The following is a 24,539-nucleotide window of genomic DNA, read 5'->3' on the forward strand; positions in this document are numbered from 1 at the left end:
CTCTGTCTGCAGCTAATCAAGAAGGGGACAGTAATGAGTCTCATCGAAGTCAAGGTTCCGGATATCGGCGATTTCAGCGGCGTCGATGTCATCGAAGTCAATGTCAAACCCGGCGACGTGATCGAAAAAGAGCAGACGCTCATCACGCTCGAATCCGATAAAGCCTCCATGGAGGTGCCCAGCGACGTCGCCGGCACCGTCAAGGAAATCAAGGTCAAGGCCGGCGAGAAAGTCTCGCAAGGCACCGTCATCGCCATCGTCGAAGCAGCAGCAGGCGCCGCCGCACCCGCAAAAGCACCCGAAGCGGCCAAGCCCGCAGCTGCTGCGCCGGCACCGGCCGCCGCCGCTCCGGCACCCGCGCCGCAAGCCGGCAGCTACGCCGGTGCAGCCGACATCGAATGCGACATGCTCGTGCTCGGCGCCGGCCCCGGCGGCTACTCGGCCGCGTTCCGCGCCGCCGACCTCGGCATGAAGACGGTGCTCGTCGAACGCTACTCGACGCTCGGCGGCGTGTGCCTGAACGTGGGCTGCATCCCGTCGAAGGCGCTGCTGCATACGTCGCTCGTCGTCGAGGAAGCCGCGGCGCTCGCGTCGCACGGCATCACGTTCGGCAAGCCGGAAGTCGATCTCGACAAGCTGCGCGACTTCAAGGGCGGCGTCGTCAAGAAGCTGACGACGGGCCTCGCCGGCATGGCAAAGGCACGCAAGGTCGAAGTGGTCACGGGCGTCGGCGCATTCGTCGATCCGTTCCACATGGAAGTGCAGGGCGAAAACGGCAAGAAGGTCGTCAAGTTCAAGCAGGCCATCATCGCCGCGGGCTCGCAGGCCGTGAAGCTGCCGTTCATGCCGGAAGACCCGCGCGTCGTCGATTCGACCGGCGCACTCGAACTGCGCCAGCTGCCGAAGCGCATGCTCGTGATCGGCGGCGGCATCATCGGCCTCGAAATGGCCACGGTCTACTCGACGCTCGGCGCCGAGATCGACGTCGTCGAAATGATGGACGGCCTGATGATGGGCGCGGACCGCGATCTGGTGAAGGTCTGGGAAAAGTACAACGCGAAGCGCTTCGGCAACGTGATGCTGAAGACCAAGACGGTCGGCGCGGAAGCGAAGGAAGACGGCATCTACGTGAAGTTCGAGGGCGAGAAGGCCCCGGCGGAAGCGCAGCGCTACGACCTCGTGCTCGTCGCGGTGGGCCGCAGCCCGAACGGCAAGAAGATCGGCGCCGACAAGGCAGGTGTCGCGGTCACGGATCGCGGCTTCATCGACGTCGACAAGCAGATGCGCACGAACGTCCCGCACATCTTCGCGATCGGCGATATCGTCGGCCAGCCGATGCTCGCGCACAAGGCCGTGCATGAAGGCCACGTCGCAGCGGAAGCCGCACACGGCGAGAAGGCGTACTTCGACGCACTGCAGATCCCGTCGGTGGCGTACACCGATCCGGAAGTGGCGTGGGCCGGCAAGACGGAAGACCAGTGCAAGGCCGAAGGCATCAAGTACGGCAAGGCCGTGTTCCCGTGGGCCGCATCGGGCCGCGCGATCGCGAACGGCCGCGACGAAGGCTTCACGAAGCTGATCTTCGACGAGGAAACCCATCGCGTGATCGGTGGTGCCATCGTCGGCCTGAACGCGGGCGACCTGATCAGCGAAGTGTGCCTCGCCGTCGAGATGGGCGCGGACGCGGAAGACATCGGCAAGACGATCCATCCGCACCCGACGCTCGGCGAATCGGTCGGCATGGCCGCCGAGCTGTACGAAGGCGTTTGTACCGACCTGCCGCCGCAACGCAAGAAGTAACGCGGCCGGCACGGCCGGCAGTGTGCCGGCCGTGAAAAAACGCCGCCTCCCGGGTGATCCGGGCGGCGGCGTTTTCTTTTATGCGCGGCCGATGCTCAAACGAACGTTCGAGAATGGTCGGCAACGTGCCGGTTCCAGCATGTTCCGGCGCCAGAAACGAAAAAGCCGCGCTGGGCGCGGCTCTTTCAGGAGCAGGGGACGCTTACGCGGCCGGCTTGCTCGTACGACGTGCAGCAGCGGCGGTAGCAGCCTTCGTTGCGACGGCAGCAGCAGCGTTGAAGTTCGTTTCAGCGATTTCGACGGCTTGCTTCGTGGCCTTCTGAACCGTTTCGTACGTGGTGTTCGCAGCGTTCAGTGCCGACTTCAGTGCAGCGACAGCCGTTTCCGAACCAGCCGGGGCGTTCTTCGCGACGTTGTCGACGAGTGCCTGGACCTTCTTGTTCTGCTCTTCGAATTGCGCTTCAGCAACCTTCGCGAACTCGGCTTGCGTCGACGATGCGATTTCATACAGGTGACGGCCGTACGACAGCACCTTTTCCGCGACCGGCTGCGACAGGCTGGCTTGCAGCGCGATCAGTTCCTGTGCGTCCTTCACCGACAGCAGGCGCTGTGCGTTTTCCTGGCCTTCGGCCAGCGTCGACTTCACGACCTGCAGGTTGAGTTCGATCAGCTTTTCGACGCCTTCGAACGCCTTGGTCGTCAGACCGAACAGGCTTTCGAGGTTGGCTTTCTGGGCGGCGGCGATTTGCTCGGGGGTCAGCAAGGACATGTCAAGCTCCTGAAAAGCGATCGCGTCGATCGCAGGGTAAAGGGCACTACGCTGGGGAACCTCGGATGCGCGTGCTTTGTGCAACGCAGCAATGAGGCTTATTTTAGGGCAGAGAAAACCAATGTCAAGTATTTTTTGTGCGTTGCACAATCGTGACAAATTATCGATAAAACAACGAGTTATCGTGCCTGTTCGGAATCGGTTTCATGCCGCGATCCCAGATGGTGCGCACGGCTGAGGGGCAGGCGCGGCGCACCATGATCATGCACAGGTAAACCTGACAGGCCCGTGGAACGTTATCCTTCTGTTCCTGTCGAAAAACGCGCCGTTTCGATGCGCGTCCCGTGGCGACGTGCCGCCGCCACGGCCGAGACCGGCGCCCCTGGCACCCCGAGCGCCGGATACGTAGTTTCCCCGCTTTAAATCGCCTCCGAAGTGACGTTATCTCAATTAACCGTGTGCAATCGGGAGACGGGTACTGTCGGGCAGCGCGTCCCATGGATTTTTTCGATGGGAGCGGGAGGGTTCATTGGTCAGAGGTTGGCCGACCCTTACATTCCGGTTTAACGACGATCGGTAAGTGCCTAATATTGCTCTTTTTTTCAGCTTTAACTACACTTGCGGAAACCTCCCGCCCGCTTTGTCCAGACCCCAATGAAAGCCGAATCGTTTTCACCGCGCAGATTGTTGCAGAGCATGACGCTCGGCACGGCTGTGTCGGTCGCAGTCGCCTTGCTGGCGACCACTGCGTCCGTCGCGCCTGCTGACGCCTTTGCCGCCACTGCGAAGACCCAACAAGCCGCCAAGAAAAAGGCTGTCGCTCCTGCTTCGTCCGCGAAGAAGAAGTCGGCCAAGGCCAGCTCCGACAAATCCGCGAAGGTCGCGGCCGCCGACGCGCCGCGCGCGAAGGCGTCGCGCAAGCGCGTGACGCTCGCGTCGAACGTGCATGGCGGCCATCACGGCGCGGTCCGCAAGGTCGCGTTCCAGCCGCGCCGGCCGACCGTCGGCCAGGCGTTCGGCCTGCACGACACGCCGGACGCGCTCGCGCTGCGTTCGAGCGTCGCGTACGTCGTCGACCAGAACTCGGGCGAGCCGTTGTTCGACAAGAATTCGCACGCCGTCGTGCCGATCGCGTCGATCTCGAAGCTGATGACGGCGATGGTCGTGCTCGACTCGAAGACGTCGATGACCGACCAGCTCGAAGTCACGGACGAAGACCGCGACTACGAGAAGGGCACGGGCTCGCGCCTGTCGGTCGGCTCGGTGCTGTCGCGTGAAGACATGCTGCACATCGCGCTGATGGCGTCGGAAAACCGCGCGGCCGCCGCGCTGTCGCGTTACTACCCGGGCGGCCGTCCGGCGTTCATCGCCGCGATGAACGCGAAGGCGAAGTCGCTCGGCATGACCGACACGCACTTCGAGAATTCGACGGGTCTGTCTAGCTCGAACGTGTCGAGCGCGCGCGATCTCGTGAAGATGGTCAACGCGGCGTACCAGTACCCGATGATTCGTCAGTTCTCGACCGATCGCACCTACGAGGTGTACACGGGCAAGCGCAACCTGGTCTACAACAGCACGAACGCGCTGATTCGCGGCAATGGCTCGTGGGACATCGGTCTGCAGAAGACGGGTTTCATCAACGAAGCGGGCGAGTGCCTCGTGATGCAGGCGACGATCCACGGCAAGCCGATGGTGATGGTGCTGCTCGATTCGTTCGGCAAGTATTCGCGCTTCGCCGATGCGGCGCGCCTGCGCAACTGGCTCGATGCCGGCGGCGGCGAGCGCCTGACGGCGGCCAACACGCCGAACGGCGGGACCTGATCGCACGATGGCGTGGCGGTTCGCCGCCGCGCCGATGGCTGAAAAAAAGCCCCGCAATCGCGGGGCTTTTTCATTGGGCGCGGGAGCGGTTTACGCCTGCCGCTGCAGCCCGTCCGCATCCTTCGCGGGCGCCGGCCGGTAGCCGAGCGATTCCGAAATGGTGAGGGCCGTGCGGCTCAACTGGCCGAGCCACGCATCCTGGAGGCGATCGGCCGGCGCCGACAGCGACAGGCCCGCGACGAGCTTGCCCGAATCGTCGTAGATGCCGGCCGCGATGCAGCGCACGCCGAGCTCCAGCTCCTCGTTGTCGCGCGCGCACGATTGCTGGCGCACGATCGTCAGCTCGCGCTCGAGCTTCGCGATGTCGGTGATGCTGTTCTGCGTATGGCCGGACAGCCCCGTGCGCGTCGCATACGCGCGCACGCGTGACGTTTCGTCGGCCGCGAGGAACAGCTTGCCGACCGACGTGAGGTGCAGCGGCGCGCGGCCACCGATTGCGCGGACGACCTGCATCCCTGAGCGCTCCGAATACGCACGCTCGATGTAGACGATCTCGTCGCCCTGGCGCACCGACAGGTTCACGGTCTGCCCGGTGAGGCGGTGCAGTTCGCGCATCGGCATCAGCGCCGCGTCGCGTACCGACAGGCGCGCCTTCACGAGGTTGCCGAGCTCCAGCAGCCGCATGCCGAGGCGGTACGTGCCGGGATCGGAGCGGTCGACGAGACGGCAGGTCACCATGTCGTTGAGGATACGGTGCGCAGTCGACGGGTGCAGCTCCGTCCGCTGCGCAAGCTCCTTCAGGCTGACGGGGTCGCTGTGCGCGGCGAGCGCGTCCAGCAGCCGCATCATGCGTTCGATCACCTGGATCGACGTTTTTGAATCCGGGGTGGGTTGGCTCATGTCGGGGGAGAAATCGGTTGACGCGTCAAGCGGTGTTGGAACGATTGTATCTCGTATTGTGAAAAAAGCGAACGCCGTTCGAGGAAATCCTCGTTTCGCGCCGTGCGGGCTTGCGTGAGCGCCGGCGTTGGTCTTGCTGGCCAAACGGCGGATAATGAGAGCCGTTTTCTCGAAGGAGCACGTATGCGAGTCGGTTTGTTCGTGACCTGCCTGGTCGATCTGATGCGCCCCGAAATCGGTTTTTCGGCGCTCAAGCTGATTCGCGACGCCGGCTACGAGGTGATCGTGCCGCCCGCGCAGACTTGCTGCGGCCAGCCGGCCTACAACTCGGGCGACCGTGCGCTCGCGCGTGATCTCGCGGAAAAGACGCTGCGCGAGTTCGAGCAGTTCGATTACGTCGTCGCGCCGTCGGGTTCATGCGGCGGGATGATCCGCGCGCACTATGGCGACCTGTTCCGCGACGACCCCGAACTGATGGGGCGCTACACGCGGTTCCAGCAGAAAGTGTATGAACTGACCGACTTCCTGGCGAACGTCGCGAAGGTGTCGCTCGCGCCGGGCGAATTCACGGGGCCCGTCACCTATCACGATTCGTGTTCGGGCCTGCGCGAACTCGGCGTGAAGGCGCAGCCGCGCGCGCTGCTCGCGCAGCGCGGCATCGCGGTCACCGAAATGAAGGACTGCGAGCACTGCTGCGGCTTCGGCGGCACGTTCGCGGTCAAGTACGGCGACATTTCGGCGGCCATTGCGGACGAGAAGTGCGCGAACGTGCGGGCGTCCGGCACGGGCGCCGTCGTGCTCGGCGATCTCGGCTGCATGCTGAACATCGAAGGGCGGTTGCGCCGCACCGGCGACCGCGACACGCGCGTGCTGCACGTCGCGCAGGTGCTGGCGGGCGACGTCTGACGCCCGGTTCCGCTCACTTTTCCCCGATACCGCGATGCAAGTCCAATCGATGCATTTCAAGGCGCGCGCCGGCCAGAAGCTGGCCGACCAGCGCCTGCAGCAGAACCTGAAGAAGCTGTCGACGAAGTTCGTGTCCGCGCGCGCCGACGCGATGACCGCGATCGACTTCCCGGCCACACGCGCCGCGCTGAAGGATCGCCGCAACCGCGCGCTGGAGAACCTCGACGTTTGGCTCGAGGCGTTCGAGCGCGAGGCGACGCGGCGCGGCACGACGGTGCTGTTCGCCGAAACGACCGAGGATGCCGCGCGGCTCGTGGCCGACATCGCGCGCCGTCACGACGTGAAGAAGGTCATCAAGACCAAGTCGATGGTGTCGGAGGAAATGCGCCTGAACGCGGTGCTCGCGGAAATGGGCGTGCAGTCGATCGAGACGGATCTCGGCGAATACATCCTGCAGATCAACGACAACGAGCCGCCGAGCCACATCATCGCGCCCGTCGTGCACAAGGACAAGGACGAGATCGCCGACCTGTTCGCGCGCACGCACCATCGCGAGCGGCTCACCGAGATTCCGGACATGACGCGCGAGGCGCGCGAGGTGCTGCGCCCGCATTTCATGTCGGCCGACATGGGCGTGACGGGCGGCAACTTCGTGATCGCCGAGACCGGTTCGGTCGCGATCGTGACGAACGAAGGGAACGAGGGCATGTGCACGGTGATGCCGCGCGTGCATGTGGCGGTCACGGGCATCGAAAAGGTGCTGCCGACGCTCGAGGATCTCGCGACCGCGATGCGCCTGCTGCCGCGCTCCGCGACCGGGCAGAAGACGTCGAACTATTTCTCGCTGCTGACCGGGCCGCGCGGGCCGGGCGACGAGGACGGCCCCGAGCACAACTACGTGGTGCTGGTCGACGGCGGCCGCACGGGGCTGATCGGCGGCGAATTCCAGGAGATGCTGCGCTGCATCCGTTGCGGTGCATGCATGAACCATTGCCCGGTGTACCAGAAGGTCGGCGGCCACGCGTACGGCTGGGTCTACCCGGGGCCGATGGGGTCCGTACTGACGCCGAGCTACGTCGGGCTCGATCGCTCACTCGACCTGCCGCAGGCCGCGACACTTTGCGGGGAATGCGACAGCGTGTGCCCGGCCGGGATTCCGTTGTCGCACCTGTTGCGCACGCTGCGCGAGAAGCAGGTCGAGCGACACCTGCGGCCGTGGCGCGAGCGGGCGGCGCTCGCCGCATGGGGTTTCTTCGCGCGCCGGCCGATGCTGTACGCGCTGACGACCAAGGTCGCTGTGCGCATCCTCGAGCGGCTGGGCGGCAACGGCGGCACGCTGCGGCGCCTGCCGATGATGGGCGGCTGGATGGACACACGCGACATGCCGACGCCGACCGGGCGCACGTTCCGCGAGCTGTACGCGGCGTCGCAAAGCCACCTCGGCTGACGACTGTTCATCGGGCGACAACAGTGCGTTCGCTATTTGTATATTTATCTCGATAGATGCGGTCTATAGAATCCTGTCTGTAGTCCCCGGAATTGGGTTTCGGGGTACGAGGTCAAGGAGGTCCGCATCATGAAAAAGACAATATCGATGTACTGGCCGCTGGCAATCGTCGTTCCGCTGGCCGCGGCTGCCTATCTGCATGCGATGGCCGAGGCGCCGTCGCGTGGCCCGCTCGCCGTTCACCAGGCATCCGCCGAGCTGGCGCGTGCGGTGTCGTTCGGGCTGGTCGACGATGCGGCGAAGCCGCTGCCGGCGGCGTCCGGCGACGTCGTGCTCGCCGTGCCGAAGGCGCTGTAAGGCATGGCGCCGTCGCTTTGCGCGGCGGCGCGATTTCGGCCGCCTTTGTATAATGGCGGGCTGTTCTCCCACGCGGCTCGCCGCGGCTTTCCCATAGTGCGATGACCCGCGTTTCGATCTGTTTCGTCTGTCTCGGCAACATCTGCCGTTCGCCCACCGCGGAAGGCGTGATGCGTCACCAGGTCGACGCGGCCGCGCTGGCGGACCGGATCGCGATCGATTCGGCCGGTACCGGCGACTGGCATGTCGGCGAGCCGCCGGATACGCGTGCGCAGGCTGCCGCTCGCGGCCGCGGCTACGACCTGTCGGCGCTGCGCGCACGACAGGTGAGCGCGGCGGATTTCGAGCGCTTCGACCTGTTGCTCGCGATGGACGAGGCGAATCTCGCGGAGCTGCGCCGCCGCTGCCCGCCGCAGCATCGCGACAAGGTGCGCCTGCTGATGGAATTCGCGCCGGATTCGGCCGAGACCGAGGTAGCCGACCCCTATTTCGGCGGTACGCAGGGCTTCGAGCAGGTGCTCGATCAGGTCGAGCGCGCGTGCGCGGGCCTGCTGGAGACGCTCAGGGCCCGTACGGAGCGCTGATCGCGCGGTTTTCAGCGATCTGCGAATACCCTTTCAAAGACATGGATACTTGACTAAAAACGTCAAATATTTATACTTGACCAAAATCGTCAAGATTGCAGTCCCCTAGACACCATGAGACTCACCACCAAAGGCCGTTTCGCCGTCACGGCGATGATTGACTTGGCACTGCGCCAGGAGCAGGGCCCGGTGACGCTTGCAGGCATCAGCCAGCGCCAGCGGATTTCGCTCTCGTATCTCGAACAGCTGTTCGGCAAGCTGCGCAGGCATGAAATCGTCGAATCCGTGCGCGGCCCGGGCGGCGGCTACAACCTCGCGCGTCGCGCGCAGGACGTCACCGTTGCCGACATCATCATCGCGGTCGATGAACCGCTCGACGCCACGCAGTGCGGCGGCAAAGGCACGTGCGACGGCTCGAAGCAGCCCGACGGCCATTGCATGACGCACGAGCTGTGGTCGACGCTGAACCAGAAGATGGTCGAATACCTCGATTCGGTGTCGCTGCAGGATCTCGTCGATCAGCAGCGCGCTCGCGAGGGCGCACCTGCGGTGCTGCGCGACCGGCGCACGCCGGAGCCCGTTGCGGCGCCGGCCGAGCCGGTTCGCACGATGCCGCTCGGCCCCAATTCGGTGTTCAACATCGCGAGTTCGTGAGCGCGAAGGCGCCGCCATACCCCATAACGCACATAGTCCCTGCACAGAATAATTCCCGGAGCGACAGATGACCCAAGACACTCTCCACCTGCCCATCTATATGGATTACAGCGCGACGACGCCGGTCGACCCGCGCGTGGTCGACAAGATGGTGCCGTACCTGCGCGAGCAGTTCGGCAACCCGGCGTCGCGCAGCCACGCGTATGGCTGGGACGCGGAGCGTGCGGTCGAGGAAGCGCGCGAGAACGTGGCCGCGCTCGTGAACGCGGATCCGCGCGAGATCATCTGGACGTCCGGCGCAACGGAATCGGACAACCTCGCGATCAAGGGTGCCGCGAACTTCTACAAGGGCAAGGGCAAGCACATCATCACGGTGAAGACCGAGCACAAGGCCGTGCTCGACACCTGCCGCGAGCTCGAGCGCGACGGTTTCGAAGTCACCTACCTCGACGTGAAGGATGACGGCCTGATCGACCTCGACGTGTTCAAGGCCGCACTGCGCCCGGACACGATCCTCGTGTCGGTGATGCACGTGAACAACGAGATCGGCGTGATCCAGGACATCGAGACGATCGGTGAGATCTGCCGCGAGAAGGGCATCGTGTTCCACGTCGACGCCGCACAGTCGACCGGCAAGGTCGCGATCGACCTCGCGAAGCTGAAGGTCGACCTGATGTCGTTCTCGGCACACAAGACCTACGGCCCGAAGGGCATCGGTGCGCTGTACGTGCGTCGCAAGCCGCGTGTGCGCATCGAAGCGCAGATGCACGGTGGCGGCCACGAGCGCGGCATGCGTTCGGGCACGCTGGCGACGCACCAGATCGTCGGCATGGGCGAAGCGTTCCGTATCGCACGTGAAGAAATGGCGACGGAAAACGAGCGCATCCGCATGCTGCGCGACAAGCTGCTGCGCGGCCTGTCGCAAATCGAGGAAACGTACGTGAACGGCGACATGGAGCGCCGTGTCCCGCACAACCTCAACATCAGTTTCAACTTCGTCGAAGGCGAGTCGCTGATCATGGCGATCAAGGACGTCGCGGTGTCGTCGGGCTCCGCATGCACGTCGGCGTCGCTGGAGCCGTCGTACGTGCTGCGTGCGCTCGGCCGCAACGACGAGCTGGCCCACAGCTCGATCCGCTTCACGGTCGGCCGCTTCACGACGGAGCAGGAAGTCGACTTCGTGGTCAACCTGCTGAACAGCAAGATCGCGAAGCTGCGCGAACTCTCGCCGCTCTGGGAAATGCACCAGGAAGGCATCGATCTGTCGACGATCGAATGGGCCGCACACTGAGCGCCGGATTGAACATACCCGCGGGCGGATTCGCGCACGCAGACGTAACGAGTCAAGGAGTCTGAGTCATGTCTTACAGCAACAAGGTTCTGGATCACTACGAAAACCCGCGCAACGTCGGTTCGTTCGCGAAGGACGACGACACGGTCGGCACGGGCATGGTCGGCGCGCCGGCCTGCGGCGACGTGATGAAGCTGCAGATCCGCGTCGGCGCGGACGGCGTGATCGAAGACGCGAAGTTCAAGACCTACGGTTGCGGTTCGGCGATCGCATCGAGCTCGCTCGTCACCGAATGGGTGAAGGGCAAGACGCTCGACGAAGCACTGTCGATCAAGAACACGCAGATCGCGGAAGAACTCGCGCTGCCGCCGGTGAAGATTCACTGCTCGATCCTCGCGGAAGACGCGATCAAGGCAGCCGTGGCCGACTACAAGAAGCGTCACGACACCACGGCAGGCGATCAGGCAGCAGCCTGAGCGGCATCGAGCGGCTTCAGAAGGAACGCGGCGGGCCCTGGTGGCGCGCCGCGGCAAGGACATCATGGCAATTACACTGACCGAAAAAGCAGCACAGCACGTCCAGAAATACCTCGTCCGTCGCGGCAAGGGCATGGGCCTGCGGCTCGGCGTTCGCACGACCGGGTGCTCGGGGCTCGCGTACAAGCTCGAGTATGTCGACGAGCTCGCTCCCGAGGATCAGGTGTTCGAGAGCCATGGCGTGAAGGTGATCGTCGATCCGAAGAGCCTGGCCTACATCGACGGCACCGAGCTCGACTTCGCACGCGAAGGCCTGAACGAAGGGTTCAAGTTCAACAACCCGAACGTGAAGGACGAGTGCGGCTGCGGCGAATCGTTCCGCGTGTGACCACGCGGGTCTCCGCGCGATGCGGGCAAGAGGCGGCACGGGCCGCCTTTTTAATGTGCGGCGTTTGCCGCGCGACGAACCGGAATTGAACGCGACGATGGTCTCGCTGAAAGACAGCCACTTCGACCTGTTTCACCTGCCGGCGCAATTCGCGCTCGACGAGACGGCGCTCGACGCCGCCTATCGAACGGTGCAGACGCAGGTGCACCCGGACCGCTTCGCGGCGGCCGGCGACGCGCAGAAGCGCATCGCGATGCAATGGGCCACCCGCGCGAACGAGGCGTATCGCACGCTGCGCGATCCGCTGAAGCGCGCGTCGTATCTGCTGTCGCTGCGCGGTGTCGACATCGGCGCGGAAAACAATACCGCGATGGAGCCCGCGTTCCTGATGCAGCAGATGGAGTGGCGCGAGGGCATCGAGGATGCCGCGGCCGCCCGCAACGTCGACGCGCTCGACGCGCTGCTCGCCGAGTTGCGCGAAGAGCGGCGCGTGCGGGTGGAGCGCCTTGGCACGTTGCTCGACAGCGGCGCCGATCAGGCGGCCGCCGAGGCGGTGCGCCAGCTGATGTTCATCGAACGGGTCGCGTCGGAAGTGGGCGCGCAGATCGAGCGCCTCGAAACTTAACCGCGTGCCTTGCGGCACGCGCAGCAAACGGGCCGAGCGCCCGAACGAACCAAGATGGCTTTACTGCAAATTTCCGAACCGGGCATGGCGCCGGCGCCGCATCAGCGGCGACTCGCCGTCGGGATCGATCTCGGCACGACGAATTCGCTCGTCGCGGCCGTGCGCAACAGCGTGCCTGAAGTCCTGCCGGACGAAACGGGCCGGGTGCTGCTGCCGTCGGTGGTCCGCTATCTCGAGAAGGGCGGCCGACGCATCGGCCACGAGGCGAAAGAGCAGGCCGCCACCGATCCGCGCAACACGATCGTGTCGGTCAAGCGCTTCATGGGCCGCGGCAAGGCCGAGGTCGAAGGCGCGGCGAACGCGCCGTACGAATTCGTCGATGCGCCGGGCATGGTGCAGATCCGTACCATCGACGGCGTGAAGAGCCCGGTCGAAGTGTCGGCCGAGATTCTCGCGACGCTGCGTTATCGCGCGGAAGATTCGCTTGGCGATGACCTGGTTGGCGCGGTGATCACGGTGCCCGCGTATTTCGACGAAGCGCAACGCCAGGCGACCAAGGATGCCGCGCGCCTCGCGGGCCTCAACGTGCTGCGCCTGCTGAACGAACCGACCGCCGCGGCGATCGCCTATGGTCTCGACAACGGGGCGGAAGGCCTCTACGCGGTGTATGACCTCGGCGGCGGCACGTTCGACCTGTCGATCCTGAAGCTGACGAAGGGCGTGTTCGAAGTGCTGGCCGCGGGCGGTGATTCCGCACTCGGCGGCGACGATTTCGACCATGCGCTGTTCGATCACGTGCTCGCGCAAGCCGGCATCGACGCGAAGACGCTCGCGCCCGAGGACGTGCGCCTGCTGCTCGACCGTGTGCGCGTGCTGAAGGAAGCGCTGTCGTCCGCACCGGAGGCGTCGCTCGATGTCACGCTGTCGGGTGGCGCGCACCTCGTGCAGACGATCTCCCACGACACGTTCGCGTCGCTCGTCGAGCCGCTCGTGCAGCGCACGCTCACGCCGACCCGCAAGGCGCTGCGCGACGCGCAGGTGACGCCGGCCGACATCAAGGGTGTCGTGCTCGTCGGCGGCGCGACGCGCATGCCGGTGATTCGCGACGCGGTCGCGAAGTACTTCGGCCAGCCGCCGCTCGTGAACCTCGATCCGGATCAGGTCGTCGCGCTCGGCGCGGCGATCCAGGCCGACCTGCTCGCAGGCAATCGCGGCACCGGCGACGACTGGCTGCTGCTCGACGTGATTCCGCTGTCGCTCGGTGTCGAGACGATGGGCGGCCTCGTCGAGAAGATCATTCCGCGCAACTCGACGATTCCGATCGCGCGGGCGCAGGAATTCACGACCTTCAAGGACGGCCAGACCGCGATGGCGATCCACGTCGTGCAGGGCGAGCGCGAGCTCGTCGCCGACTGCCGGTCGCTCGCGCGCTTCGAGCTGCGCGGCATTCCGCCGATGACGGCCGGCGCCGCGCGCATTCGCGTGACCTACCAGGTCGACGCGGACGGCCTGCTGTCGGTGTTCGCCCGCGAGCAGTTGTCGGGCGTCGAGGCGTCGGTCGTCGTGAAGCCGTCGTACGGTCTTGCCGACGACGACATCGCGAAGATGCTCGAGGACAGCTTCAAGACCGCCGAGATCGACATGCGCGCCCGCGCGCTGCGCGAAGCGCAAGTCGAGGCCGAGCGGATGCTCGAGGCGACGCAGGCCGCGCTGGCGGCCGACGGCGAACTGCTCGACGCGGACGAGCGCGCGCAAGTCGATACGCTGGCCGCGGCGCTGCGCGCGGTCGCGCAAGGCGACGATACGAACGCGATCGAAGCGGCGACCAAGGCGCTGGCCGACGGCACCGACGAATTCGCGGCGCGCCGGATGGACAAGAGCATCAAGCGCGCGCTGTCGGGCCGCCGGCTCGACGAGATCTGAACTCACGAACTGCGCATCGGCCGGCAACGGCCCGCGCGACAATGAACCGTGCGGCGCCTGGCGCCGCACCCTGACTGACGGAACGGACATGCCTCAACTGGTGGTGCTGCCTCACGTCGAACTGTGCCCGGATGGCGCGGTGATCGACGCGACGCCCGGCAAGAGTATCTGCGACAACCTGCTCGAACACGGGATCGAGATCGAGCATGCATGCGAGAAGTCGTGCGCGTGCACGACGTGCCACGTGGTGATCCGCGAAGGCTTCAACGATCTGACGCCGTCCGAGGAGGACGAGGACGATCTGCTGGACAAGGCGTGGGGCCTCGAGCCGACGTCGCGCCTGTCGTGTCAGGCGATCGTGAAGGAAGATTCGGACCTGGTGGTCGAGATTCCGAAGTACTCGATCAACCACGCGAAGGAAAACCACTGACAGGAACCGGAGGCAGGCGATGAAATGGACCGATTCGCGTGAAATTGCCATTGCGCTGGCGGACAAGCACCCGGACATCGACCCGCAGCGGATCAACTTCGTCGACCTGCGCCAATGGGTGCTCGAGCTCGACGGCTTCAACGACGATCCGGCGCACTCCGGCGAGAAGATCCTCGAAGCGATCCAGGCCCACTGGATCGACGAATCGGACTTCGACGACGAAGACTGAGCCCCGCGTGCGCCGCAACGGCGCAGACGGCGGTCAATGAAAAAACGGCTCGTGAGCGATTGCTCACGAGCCGTTTTCGTTTTCAGGCCGCTTGCCCGCGCACGTTGCGCGGGCAGGGGAGTCATGCGATCACGCGCCGACCAGCGTGCCGTTCTGGATCCGCACGCGCTGGCCCTGGCCGAACGGCGGCGGGTTGCGGTACGTGAACGTGCGCGTCGCGCCGCTTTCCATCTGCACTTGCACCTGGTAGTCGGTTTCCGCGCGCACCTGCTTCTCGACCTGGTTGCCGGCGAGACCGCCGCCGAGTGCGCCGATGATCGTCATCGCCGTGCGGCCGTTGCCGTTGCCGAACTGGTTGCCGAGCAGGCCGCCGGCTGCTGCGCCACCCACGGCGCCGATCCCCGAGCTCTGGCCCGGCGTGCGCGTCTGCGTGATCGCGACGACCGTGCCGCAGCTCTGGCAGTACGACTGCGCGGGTGCTGACGGCTGCTGTGCGTATTGCGGCGGCTGCGGTGCCGTGGTGTGACGGCGATGCGGCGCAGCCGGACGCGGCGCGGGCTTCGGTTCAGCCTGCGCGACGGCGGCCTTCTGCTCGGCAGCCTTTTGCTGCGCGGCGGCCTGTTCGGCCGCCTGCTGCTGGGCCTGCGCGGCCAGCGCGGCGCTGGCGGCAGCGGCTGTATCGACGGCCGGCTGCGACGCGATCAGCGCGGCCTGGGTCTGGCCGTTCTGTTCGTTGCTGCTGGTGGCTTTCGGGAAGACGCCCGTGATCGCTGCCGTCGCCGCGAGGCTGGCGACGATGACGGCGCCGGCCGCGGTGGCGATCAGCGGGTGGAGGCGTTGCTTTTGCGGCGTGGTCTGATTCTGGTTGTCCATTTTGTTCTCCAATGTCGATCCGGATCGGCGCGCTGCGCCGGAGCAGGATCCCACGCTCGGGAGCGAGCAGACTCGGCGTTCCGGCGCCTCGTTCTGGTCCCGTGGTCATGCGTGGTGACGCAACAGGAGTGTCGTCCACGGCCCAGCGGCGCGCCGTATCAAGGTGTAACGAATTGCAGCGGAGCATCGGCAGCCATGACAGGGAAAACCCGGAAAAGGCCGTCGCGACGAGGGGATAAAACGGGGGAGGATCGAAAGCCGGCGGACGCCGGCTGGCGGGATTTACGCGTCGTTACAAAGCTGACGCGTGCGCGCCGCAGGGCGCGGCGCACACGCGGGCGCGGCGATCAGTCTTCGCGGCGCAGGTGCGGGAACAGCAGCACGTCGCGGATCGTCGGGCTGTCGGTCAGCAGCATCACGAGACGGTCGATGCCGATCCCGCAGCCGCCGGTCGGAGGCATCCCGTACTCGAGCGCGCGGATGTAGTCGGCGTCGAAGAACATCGCTTCCTCGTCGCCCGCATCCTTCTGCTCGACCTGCTTCTTGAAGCGCGCAGCCTGGTCTTCCGGATCGTTCAGCTCCGAGAAGCCGTTCGCGATCTCGCGGCCGGTCATGAACAGCTCGAAACGCTCGGTGATGCCCGGCACCGTATCCGATGCGCGTGCGAGCGGCGACACCTCGACCGGGTAGTCGATGATGAAGGTCGGCTCCCACAGCTGCGCTTCGGCCGTTTCCTCGAACAGCGCGAGCTGCAGCGCGCCGATGCCCGCGTTCAGGAACGCCGGCTGCGACACGTCGACGCCGAAGCGCTTCAGTTCGGTGCGCAGGAACGCGTCGTCCGACAGCTGGCCGTCGGTGTAGTCCGGTGCGTACTTCTGGATCGCCTGTGTGATCGTCAGGCGGTGGAACGGCTTCGCAAGGTCGAGCTCGCGGCCCTGGTACTGGATCGTCGCGGTGCCGAGCGCATCGATCGCCGCCTGGCGGATCAGTTGCTCGGTGAAGTCCATCAGCCAGCGGTAGTCGGTGTACGCGGCGTAGAACTCCATCATCGTGAATTCCGGGTTGTGACGCGGCGACACGCCTTCGTTCCGGAAGTTACGGTTGATTTCGAACACGCGTTCGAAGCCGCCGACGATCAGGCGCTTCAGGTACAGCTCCGGCGCGATGCGCAGGAACATCTGCATGTCGAGCGCGTTGTGATGCGTGACGAACGGCTTCGCGGCCGCGCCGCCCGGGATCGGGTGCAGCATCGGCGTCTCGACTTCCATGAACTCGGCGTTGTCCATGAACTTGCGGATCGACGCGATCGTCTTGGTGCGGGCGCGGAACGTGTCGCGCGTTTCCGGCGTGACGATCAGGTCGACGTAGCGCTGGCGGTAGCGCATTTCCTGGTCCGACAGGCCGTGGAACTTGTCCGGCAGCGGGCGCAGCGCCTTCGACAGCAGGCGCAGTTCCTTGCACTGGACCGACAGCTCGCCCTTGTTGGTGCGGAACAGCACGCCGCGCGCGGCGACGATGTCGCCGAGGTCCCACTTCTTGAATGCGTCGTAGGTTTCCGCGCCGACGTCGTTCGGCGTCACGAAGAACTGGATCTGGCCCGAACCGTCCTGCACCGTCGCGAAGCTTGCCTTGCCCATCACGCGCTTGAGCATCATGCGGCCGGCGACCGACACCTCGACCGGGTTCGCTTCGAGCGCGGCCTTGTCCGAGTCGGCGAATTTCGTCTGCAGATCGGCTGCGTGATGTTCCGGGCGGAAATCGTTCGGGTAGGCGACGCCTTGCTCGCGCAGGGCGCGCAGCTTCTCGCGGCGCTCGGCGATGATCTGGTTTTCGTCCGCGGTGACGGGGGGCTGCGTTTGGGTCGGTTCGGTCATGATGGTCGGAATTCGGAGTGGGTGCGGCAACGCAAACGGGAAGGGCAAGGGGGCGCGACCCGGCGGGGTCGCGCCGCGGCGCTTACACGCCCTGTTTGAGGCTCGCGCTGATGAAGTCGTCGAGGTCGCCGTCGAGGACGGCGCGCGTGTTGCTCATTTCGACGTTCGTGCGCAGGTCCTTCACGCGGCTCTGGTCGAGCACGTACGAACGGATCTGGTGGCCCCAGCCCACATCGGTCTTGCTCGATTCGAGCTTGTCCTGTTCGGCCTGGCGCTTGCGCATTTCAACTTCGTACAGGCGCGATTTCAGCATCGCCATCGCTTCGGCGCGGTTGCGGTGCTGCGAGCGGTCGTTCTGGCACTGCACGACGATACCGGTCGGCATGTGCGTGATCCGCACCGCGGAGTCGGTCTTGTTGATGTGCTGACCGCCCGCGCCCGATGCGCGGTACGTGTCGATGCGCAGGTCGGCCGGGTTGATCTCGACTTCGATCGAATCGTCGATTTCCGGGTAGACGAACACCGACGAGAACGACGTGTGGCGGCCGCCCGACGAGTCGAACGGCGACTTGCGCACGAGGCGGTGGATGCCCGTTTCGGTGCGCAGGAAGCCGTACGCGTATTCGCCCGAGACCTTGACCGTCGCGTTCTTGATGCCGGCGACGTCGCCGTCGGACTCTTCGAGCACTTCGGCCTTGAAGCCCTTGCGTTCGCAGTAGCGCAGGTACTGGCGCAGCAGCATCGATGCCCAGTCGCACGCTTCGGTGCCGCCGGCGCCGGCCTGGATGTCGATGAAGCAGTTGTTCGGGTCGGCCGGGTTCGAGAACATCCGGCGGAACTCGATGTCGCCCACGCGTGCCTCGAGCTTTGCCGCGTCTTCTTCCGACGCGACGAGCGTGTCCTCGTCACCTTCCTCGCGGGCCAGCTCGAACAGGTCGAGCGCGTCGCGCAGGTCGCCATCGAGCGCGGTGAGCGTCGTGACGACGCCCTCGAGCAGCTTCTTCTCGCGACCGAGCGCCTGGGCGTTCTTCGAATCGTTCCAGACGTTCGGGTCTTCGAGTTCCTTGTTGACTTCGGTCAGACGCGCAGCTTTGGCGTCGTAGTCAAAGATACCCCCGAAGCTCGCCCGCGCGATTGCGCAGGTCGAGCAGGGAGCTTTCGATCGCGTTGAGACGTTCCGCTTCCATGATCGTTCGCTATTCTTGCTTCGTAAAAAAGCGGAATTATAGCCGATCGGCGGGGTTGCCCGGTGACGCAAACGGTGCTCGCACGCGCGCCGCGGCCCCGTCCGGCGCGGCGCGCATGCGTCGGCGGGCAGTGCGGGCCGGGCGGCCCGCGCTCAGCCGGCCGCGTGTTCGACGATCAGCTGGACGCGCGTGACGCCGTTCCACGTGTCGGCGACGAGGCGGTAGGCGACCAGCGCGCGCTCCGGCAACGGCTCCGTGTGATTGAACCAGATCGCGTTGAAGCGCTGGCGGCCGCGCGCCAGTTGCAGCTTCAGGTGCTTTTCCTTCACGAGCGACTGCGACACGACGTCGAATTCGCCGGAGAAAAGCGGGGCCGGAAAGCCTTGCCCCCAGACGGCCTCGTCGAGCAGCCCGACGAACTGCGGCGTGAAGTACGCATCCTCGAGTTCGCCGTCGGTCTCGATCACGCGGGCGAGCGCGTCGTCGGACAGCCATTCGCGCGCGACGGCCTCGAACGCGGCCGCGAAGCGCGGCACGTTCTCGGTGTCGAGCGTGAGCCCGGCCGCCATCGCGTGGCCGCCGAACGCGACGATCAGGTCCGGTTCGCGTTTCGACACGAGGTCGAGCGCGTCGCGCAGGTGGAAGCCGGGAATCGAGCGGCCCGAGCCCTTGACCCGCTTGCCTTCGTCGTCCGCGTGCGCAAACGTGAACGACGGGCGGTGGAATTTTTCCTTGAGCCGGCCGGCGACGATGCCGATCACGCCCTGGTGCCACTCGGGGTTGAAGAGGGTGATCGTGCACGCGTCCGCCGGATCGACGTCGGCGAGATCGGCGAGCGCCTGCTGCTGCATGCCGGCCTCGATCTCGCGGCGTTCGCGGTTCATCACGTCGAGCTGCTGCGCGAGATCCCACGCGCGGCCGATGTCGTCGGTGATCAGGCACTCGATGCCGAGCGACATGTCGGACAGCCGTCCGGCGGCGTTCAGGCGCGGACCGAGGCCGAAGCCGAGGTCGAAGCCCGATGCCGTACGCGCTTCGCGCGCGGCCGCGCGGAACAGCGCGGCGACGCCCGGCTGCATGCGGCCGTTGCGGATGCGCTGCAGCCCCTGCGCGACCAGCACGCGATTGTTGCCGTCGAGCCGCACGACGTCGGCGACGGTGCCGAGCGCGACGAGGTCGAGCAGGCCGTCGAGGCGCGGCTCGGCTTCCTTGCTCGCGAACGCGCCGCGGCGGCGCAGCTCGGCGCGCAGCGCGAGCAGCACGTAGAACATCACGCCGACGCCGGCGAGGTGCTTGCTCGGGAACGCGCAGCCGGGCTGGTTCGGGTTGACGATCGCGCGCGCGGCGGGCAGCGCGTCGCCGGGCAGGTGGTGGTCGGTCACGAGCACGTCGATGCCGCGCGCGTTCGCGGCTTCGACGCCCGTGACGCTCGCGATCCCGTTGTCGACGGTGATCAGCAGGTCGGGCTTGCGCGCGGCGGCGAGTTCGACGATCTCGGGCGTGAGGCCGTAGCCGTATTCGAATCGGCTCGGCACCAGGTAGTCGATCTGCGCGCCGAACATCCGCAGGCCGCGCACCGCGACCGCGCACGCGGTTGCACCGTCGCAGTCGTAGTCGGCGACGACGAGCAGGCGCCGCTTGTCGGCGATCGCGTCGGCGAGCAGCGATGCAGCGTCGGCGCAGCCTTTCAGCTCGGTGGGCGGAACGAGTCGTGCCAGCGCGGTCTCGATGTCGGCGGGGGACTGCACGCCGCGCGACGCATACAGGCGCGCAAGGACGGGATGCAGGCCGTGGCGCGCGAGCACTTCGGCGTCGGCGGGCGCGACGGGGCGGGTAACGATCCGGGTCATACGGGGTCTGCTTTGTTATTCGAACAGGGAGGCTAGCGCGCGGCGGCGCCAGAACTTGCGCAGGTCGCCGCGCGTCGCGTGCAGCGTCACGGAACTCGTGTCGCCGCACAGCGTGAAATCGACGCTCGCGAGCTCGCCGTTCTGCAGCGCGGCAAGGGCCGGCGCGAACCAGTCGCGCTCGAGCGCGGCGAGTCCGTCGTGCCAGCGCGCCCAGTCCTGCTCGATGAACGGGGTGGTCAGCGCGGGCAGTTCGACGAGCGTCGCGCCATCGGCGGCGGGCAGCGAGCCGAACGCGGCCGGCGGCGCGCCGGCGTCGGCTTGCGCGGCGCGCGCGAGGCCGAGCGCCGCGGGCGACGCGGACAGCACGCGCGCGAACGGCTTGCCGACCGGCTTCAGCGTGCCCTGCGCATGGAACCAGATCGAATTGACGGCCGGCAGGCCACGCGCCTCGCGGGCCTCGTTGACCGGGTGCTGGAACCACGCCATCTGCACTTCGTTCTGCAGCTTCATCCACATCCGCGAGCGCTCGCCCGTATGGGCCTCGTGCGGCAGCCAGATCTCGATGTTGCGGCCGCTCGCGCGTAGCGGCGCGGCGCCGGCGAGACGGGCGAGCTGCTCGCTCGACAGGTACCAGCGTGACGGGTTCGGCGCCTCGAGCCGGACGCCGAGCTCCTCGATCAGCGGCCGCGCGACTGCGAGCAGCGCGGCGGCGTCGCCTTCGTCGAGCGCGAGGGCCGCCGGATCGACGAGCACCAGGTGATCGTGCGCGATTTCGACGTGGACGGGCTCGACGCAGGCCCACGCTTGCGCGCCGGGGTCGCCGCCGTCCGCCAGCAGCATGTAGGGCGCGAGCGGCGCCTCGTCCGCGGCGTTGCCCTGGGTGGCGCCGAACTGGCGGGCCAGCCAGCGTTCGTGCGGCAGCGTGCGCTGGAAGTCCTCGCCGGCCACGCGCTCGACGAGACTGGCGCGGGCGAGCAACTTTTCGAGCGCGGGGCTGTCCAGCGTGTGCAGGGACGAGGCCGCATCGGCCGCCGACGGCAGCGCGAACGGAACGAGAAAATGGAGGCGTCGGTCGTGCATGATGGTGCGCATTGTATGGCAAACTGCGCGCGTGATCGGGCCGGCTGACGGCCCGTTCGCGTCCGGCGGCCGTTTTTCGACCGTGCCCGGGCCGGTGGCCGCCACCGGGCGGCGGTCCGGCCGCGGGGCGCCTCCCCGCCGTAACCAGCAGAAAGGATTCGCTTGAAACTTCCGTACGAATGGCAGATCGGCTGGCGCTACACGCGCGCCGGCAAACGCACGACCGGTAACGGCTTCATTTCCTTCATCGCGCTCGTGTCGATGCTCGGGATCGCGCTCGGCGTCGCGGCGCTGATCGTCGTGCTGTCGGTGATGAACGGCTTCCAGAAGGAAGTGCGCGACCGCATGCTGTCGGTGCTCGCGCACGTCGAGGTGTTCTCGCCGACGGGCTCGATGCCCGACTGGCAACTGACCGCGCAGGAAGCGCGCCGCAATCCGTCGGTGATCGGCGCGGCGCCGTACGTCGACGCGCAGGCGCTGCTCACCCGCCAGGACGCGGTGAGCGGCGTGATGCTGCGCGGCGTCGAGCCGGCGCTCGAGCCGCAAGTGTCGGACATCGGCAAGGACATGAAGGCGGGCCAGCTCGGCGCGCTGGTGCCGGGCCAGTTCGGCATCGTGCTCGGCAATGCGCTCGCGGGCAATCTCGGCGTGACGGTCGGCGACAAGGTCACGCTGGTCGCGCCGGAAGGATCGATCACGCCGGCCGGCATGATGCCGCGGCTGAAGCAGTTCACGGTCGTCGGCGTGTTCGAGTCCGGGCACTACGAATACGACAGCACGCTCGCGATGATCAACATCCGCGACGCCGAGGCGCTGTTCCGGATGGCCGCGCCGACCGGCGTGCGGCTGCGGCTGAAGGACATGCAGAAGGCGCCGGACGTGGCGGTCGAGCTGTCGCATACGCTGTCGGGCAGCCTGTACATCCGAGACTGGACCCAGCAGAACAAGACGTGGTTCTCGGCCGTGCAGATCGAGAAGCGGATGATGTTCATCATCCTCACGCTGATCATCGCGGTGGCCGCGTTCAACCTCGTGTCGTCGCTCGTGATGACGGTGACCAACAAGCAGGCCGACATCGCGATCCTGCGCACGCTCGGCGCGCAGCCGGGGTCGATCATGAAGATCTTCGTCGTGCAGGGCGTGACGATCGGCTTCGTCGGCACGGCGTCGGGCGTCGCGCTCGGCTGCCTGATCGCGTGGAGCATCCCGTGGCTGATCCCGATGATCGAGCACCTGTTCGGCGTGCAGTTCCTGCCGCCGTCCGTGTACTTCATCAGCGAGCTGCCGTCCGAACTCGTCGCGAGCGACGTGATCCGGATCGGCCTGATCGCGTTCGCGCTGTCGGCGGTCGCGACGCTCTATCCGAGCTGGCGCGGCGCGAAGGTGAAGCCGGCGGAGGCGCTCCGCTATGAATGACCGCGCGACCGCATTCGCGGATGAAAAACAACACAACAGACAGGATTCGGCAGGTATGCAGGAATACGTGCTTCAGGCGCGCGGGATCACGAAGGCGTTCGTGCAGGGCGGCTTCAACGTGCAGGTGCTCAACAATACCGAGCTGACGGTGCGGCGCGGCGAGAAGCTCGCCGTCGTCGGCGCGTCGGGCTCCGGCAAGAGCACGCTGCTGCACGTGCTGGGCGGGCTCGACGAGCCGAGCGCGGGCGAGGTGTCGCTGCTCGGCAAGCCGTTCACGCAACTCGCCGAGCGCGAGCGCAACGAGCTGCGCAACCGCGCGCTCGGCTTCGTCTACCAGTTCCATCACCTGCTGCCCGAGTTCACCGCGCTCGACAACGTCGCGATGCCGCTGCGCATTCGCCGGATGACGACCGAGGACGCGCGCGAGCAGGCGCAGGCGATGCTCGAACGCGTCGGTCTCGGCCCGCGTGCGAAGCACCGGCCGGGCGAGCTGTCGGGCGGCGAGCGGCAGCGCGTCGCGATCGCGCGCGCGCTGGTCACGAAGCCCGCGTGCGTGCTCGCCGACGAGCCGACCGGCAACCTCGACGGCACGACGGCCGATACGGTGTTCAACCTGATGCTCGAGCTGTCCGAGACGCTCGAAACGAGCTTCGTGATCGTCACGCACGATCCCGATCTCGCCGCGCGCTGCGACCGCATCATGCGGCTGCGCGACGGCGTGCTGCACGAGGAGCCGGCGCTGCCGGTGTAAGAAGCGAACGCGCTTGGCCTGCTGCCGGGGGTGGTCCCGGTGCGGCGCCAGCGCGCAGGACTGCCGCCATGTGGATCGACACGCACTGCCATCTCGATGCCGCCGAGTTCGACGCCGACCGCGACGCGGTCGCGCACGCGGCGCGCGCGGCCGGCGTGTCGCGCATCGTGATCCCGAGCGTCGGGCGCGACAACTTCACGACGGTGCGCGAACTCGCGCAACGCACGCCGGGCGCGGTCTACGCGCTCGGCATCCATCCGATGTTTACGCCACGCGCACGTGACGAGGATCTCGACCGGCTGCGCATGGAGATCGAGGCGAGCCTCGACGATCCGCGCTTCGTCGCGATCGGCGAGATCGGTCTCGACTATTTCGTGCCGGGGCTCGACGAAGACCGGCAGCAGTTCTTCTACCAGGGGCAACTGAAGCTCGCGCGCGAATTCGACCTGCCCGTGCTGTGCCACGTGCGCAAGTCGCAGGATCGCGTGCTCGCCGGGCTGCGCCGTTTCGGCGTGCAGCGCGGTATCGCGCATGCGTTCAACGGCAGCTTCCAGCAGGCCGAAGCATATCTCGCGCATGGGCTGCATCTCGGCTTCGGCGGCAACGTGACCTTCACCCGCGCGCTGCAGATCCGCCGGCTCGCGGCGCAGTTGCCGCTCGAGGCGATCGTCGTCGAGACGGACGCACCCGACATCGCGCCCGAATGGGCGTACAAATCCCGCAACACGCCCGACCAGGTGCCGCGCATCGGCGGCGTGCTCGCCGAACTGCGCGGAATCGACGCCGGCGCGGTGTCCCTATGCACTTCGGCTAACGCGCTCGCCGCGCTGCCGCGACTCGCACTTTCATCCGCATAATCGTAGCCCTGAGGCGCTGCATGCTCGATGGCGGCGCCGGGTCGACGAGGA

24 protein-coding genes are annotated in these 24,539 nt (G+C 66.5%); 17 read left to right on the forward strand and 7 right to left on the reverse strand.

Features of this window, described 5'->3' with window-relative positions; translation table 11 throughout:
* Positions 1 to 33: 33 nt before the first annotated feature.
* Complete coding sequence (lpdA, locus tag QZM35_RS08950; RefSeq protein WP_301775831.1) at positions 34 to 1,800, forward strand: dihydrolipoyl dehydrogenase; 1,767 nt, start codon at positions 34 to 36, stop codon at positions 1,798 to 1,800.
* A 202-nt stretch (positions 1,801 to 2,002) separates the two neighbouring features.
* On the opposite strand, the gene QZM35_RS08955 is transcribed toward lpdA, so the two are convergent.
* Positions 2,003 to 2,569 (reverse strand): phasin family protein, encoded by a 567-nt coding sequence (locus QZM35_RS08955; RefSeq protein WP_039364780.1) that lies wholly within the window; start codon positions 2,567 to 2,569, stop codon positions 2,003 to 2,005.
* A gap of 654 nt (positions 2,570 to 3,223) precedes the next feature.
* Here QZM35_RS08955 and pbpG point away from each other — a divergent pair.
* Complete coding sequence (gene pbpG / locus QZM35_RS08960; protein WP_301775832.1) at positions 3,224 to 4,390, forward strand: D-alanyl-D-alanine endopeptidase; 1,167 nt, start codon at positions 3,224 to 3,226, stop codon at positions 4,388 to 4,390.
* 90 nt (positions 4,391 to 4,480) lie between these two features.
* On the opposite strand, the gene QZM35_RS08965 is transcribed toward pbpG, so the two are convergent.
* Complete coding sequence (locus QZM35_RS08965; protein WP_034183553.1) at positions 4,481 to 5,290, reverse strand: IclR family transcriptional regulator; 810 nt, start codon at positions 5,288 to 5,290, stop codon at positions 4,481 to 4,483.
* A 183-nt stretch (positions 5,291 to 5,473) separates the two neighbouring features.
* On the opposite strand from QZM35_RS08965, the gene QZM35_RS08970 reads away from it, so the two are divergent.
* The 12 genes from QZM35_RS08970 (at position 5,474) to iscX (ending at position 14,600) form a co-directional block, all read left to right on the forward strand.
* A complete protein-coding gene (locus QZM35_RS08970) occupies positions 5,474 to 6,196 on the forward strand; it encodes a (Fe-S)-binding protein (protein WP_069248359.1) in 723 nt (240 codons plus the stop codon).
* A 34-nt stretch (positions 6,197 to 6,230) separates the two neighbouring features.
* Positions 6,231 to 7,643: a lactate utilization protein B gene (locus QZM35_RS08975; protein ID WP_301775833.1), complete on the forward strand. Its 1,413-nt coding sequence runs from the start codon at positions 6,231 to 6,233 to the stop codon at positions 7,641 to 7,643.
* Positions 7,644 to 7,772: 129 nt separating this feature from the next.
* On the forward strand, positions 7,773 to 8,000 hold the full coding sequence (locus QZM35_RS08980) for a hypothetical protein (RefSeq protein WP_089425760.1): 228 nt from the start codon (positions 7,773 to 7,775) through the stop codon (positions 7,998 to 8,000).
* Positions 8,001 to 8,101: 101 nt separating this feature from the next.
* Entirely contained in the window at positions 8,102 to 8,584 is a 483-nt protein-coding gene (locus QZM35_RS08985) for a low molecular weight protein-tyrosine-phosphatase (RefSeq protein WP_089431262.1), read from the forward strand.
* A gap of 114 nt (positions 8,585 to 8,698) precedes the next feature.
* A complete protein-coding gene (gene iscR / locus QZM35_RS08990; protein ID WP_009691731.1) occupies positions 8,699 to 9,238 on the forward strand; it encodes a Fe-S cluster assembly transcriptional regulator IscR in 540 nt (179 codons plus the stop codon).
* 67 nt (positions 9,239 to 9,305) lie between these two features.
* Positions 9,306 to 10,529, forward strand: coding sequence for an IscS subfamily cysteine desulfurase (locus QZM35_RS08995; protein ID WP_089425758.1), 1,224 nt, complete (start codon positions 9,306 to 9,308; stop codon positions 10,527 to 10,529).
* Between the two features lie 68 nt (positions 10,530 to 10,597).
* Complete coding sequence (gene iscU / locus QZM35_RS09000) at positions 10,598 to 11,005, forward strand: Fe-S cluster assembly scaffold IscU (RefSeq protein ID WP_089425757.1); 408 nt, start codon at positions 10,598 to 10,600, stop codon at positions 11,003 to 11,005.
* Between the two features lie 64 nt (positions 11,006 to 11,069).
* Complete coding sequence (iscA, locus tag QZM35_RS09005) at positions 11,070 to 11,393, forward strand: iron-sulfur cluster assembly protein IscA (protein WP_012492710.1); 324 nt, start codon at positions 11,070 to 11,072, stop codon at positions 11,391 to 11,393.
* A 97-nt stretch (positions 11,394 to 11,490) separates the two neighbouring features.
* Positions 11,491 to 12,018 carry a Fe-S protein assembly co-chaperone HscB gene (hscB, locus tag QZM35_RS09010; RefSeq protein ID WP_042973645.1) on the forward strand — a complete coding sequence of 176 codons (528 nt, stop codon included), beginning with the start codon at positions 11,491 to 11,493 and terminating at the stop codon, positions 12,016 to 12,018.
* Between the two features lie 54 nt (positions 12,019 to 12,072).
* Positions 12,073 to 13,941 carry a Fe-S protein assembly chaperone HscA gene (hscA, locus tag QZM35_RS09015; protein ID WP_089425756.1) on the forward strand — a complete coding sequence of 623 codons (1,869 nt, stop codon included), beginning with the start codon at positions 12,073 to 12,075 and terminating at the stop codon, positions 13,939 to 13,941.
* An 88-nt stretch (positions 13,942 to 14,029) separates the two neighbouring features.
* Entirely contained in the window at positions 14,030 to 14,371 is a 342-nt protein-coding gene (gene fdx, locus QZM35_RS09020) for an ISC system 2Fe-2S type ferredoxin (protein WP_011352558.1), read from the forward strand.
* Positions 14,372 to 14,390: 19 nt separating this feature from the next.
* On the forward strand, positions 14,391 to 14,600 hold the full coding sequence (gene iscX, locus QZM35_RS09025) for a Fe-S cluster assembly protein IscX (protein WP_069621826.1): 210 nt from the start codon (positions 14,391 to 14,393) through the stop codon (positions 14,598 to 14,600).
* Positions 14,601 to 14,729: 129 nt separating this feature from the next.
* Here iscX and QZM35_RS09030 read toward each other — a convergent pair whose 3' ends face one another.
* From QZM35_RS09030 to QZM35_RS09050, 5 genes are all read right to left on the reverse strand, one after another.
* A complete protein-coding gene (locus QZM35_RS09030; protein WP_089425755.1) occupies positions 14,730 to 15,473 on the reverse strand; it encodes a glycine zipper 2TM domain-containing protein in 744 nt (247 codons plus the stop codon).
* 347 nt (positions 15,474 to 15,820) lie between these two features.
* Positions 15,821 to 17,347 (reverse strand): lysine--tRNA ligase, encoded by a 1,527-nt coding sequence (lysS, locus tag QZM35_RS09035; protein ID WP_089425754.1) that lies wholly within the window; start codon positions 17,345 to 17,347, stop codon positions 15,821 to 15,823.
* 82 nt (positions 17,348 to 17,429) lie between these two features.
* A protein-coding gene (gene prfB, locus QZM35_RS09040; protein WP_111941483.1) for a peptide chain release factor 2 occupies positions 17,430 to 18,534 on the reverse strand; the annotation gives its coding sequence in 2 pieces (ribosomal slippage) (positions 17,430 to 18,452 and positions 18,454 to 18,534; 1,104 coding nt in all).
* Positions 18,535 to 18,686: 152 nt separating this feature from the next.
* Positions 18,687 to 20,384 (reverse strand): single-stranded-DNA-specific exonuclease RecJ, encoded by a 1,698-nt coding sequence (gene recJ, locus QZM35_RS09045; RefSeq protein WP_301775834.1) that lies wholly within the window; start codon positions 20,382 to 20,384, stop codon positions 18,687 to 18,689.
* Between the two features lie 15 nt (positions 20,385 to 20,399).
* On the reverse strand, positions 20,400 to 21,464 hold the full coding sequence (locus tag QZM35_RS09050) for a regulator (RefSeq protein WP_089425952.1): 1,065 nt from the start codon (positions 21,462 to 21,464) through the stop codon (positions 20,400 to 20,402).
* Positions 21,465 to 21,626: 162 nt separating this feature from the next.
* On the opposite strand from QZM35_RS09050, the gene QZM35_RS09055 reads away from it, so the two are divergent.
* The 3 genes from QZM35_RS09055 to QZM35_RS09065 all read left to right on the forward strand — a co-directional run bounded on the left by QZM35_RS09055 (position 21,627) and on the right by QZM35_RS09065 (position 24,488).
* Positions 21,627 to 22,880 (forward strand): lipoprotein-releasing ABC transporter permease subunit, encoded by a 1,254-nt coding sequence (locus tag QZM35_RS09055; RefSeq protein WP_089425752.1) that lies wholly within the window; start codon positions 21,627 to 21,629, stop codon positions 22,878 to 22,880.
* A 55-nt stretch (positions 22,881 to 22,935) separates the two neighbouring features.
* Positions 22,936 to 23,631, forward strand: coding sequence for a lipoprotein-releasing ABC transporter ATP-binding protein LolD (gene lolD, locus QZM35_RS09060; RefSeq protein ID WP_034174517.1), 696 nt, complete (start codon positions 22,936 to 22,938; stop codon positions 23,629 to 23,631).
* Positions 23,632 to 23,699: 68 nt separating this feature from the next.
* Positions 23,700 to 24,488 (forward strand): TatD family hydrolase, encoded by a 789-nt coding sequence (locus tag QZM35_RS09065; protein WP_089425751.1) that lies wholly within the window; start codon positions 23,700 to 23,702, stop codon positions 24,486 to 24,488.
* Positions 24,489 to 24,539: the final 51 nt, after the last annotated feature.

The organism is Burkholderia sp. AU45274 (assembly GCF_030482505.1).
Classification (GTDB): Bacteria; Pseudomonadota; Gammaproteobacteria; order Burkholderiales; family Burkholderiaceae; genus Burkholderia.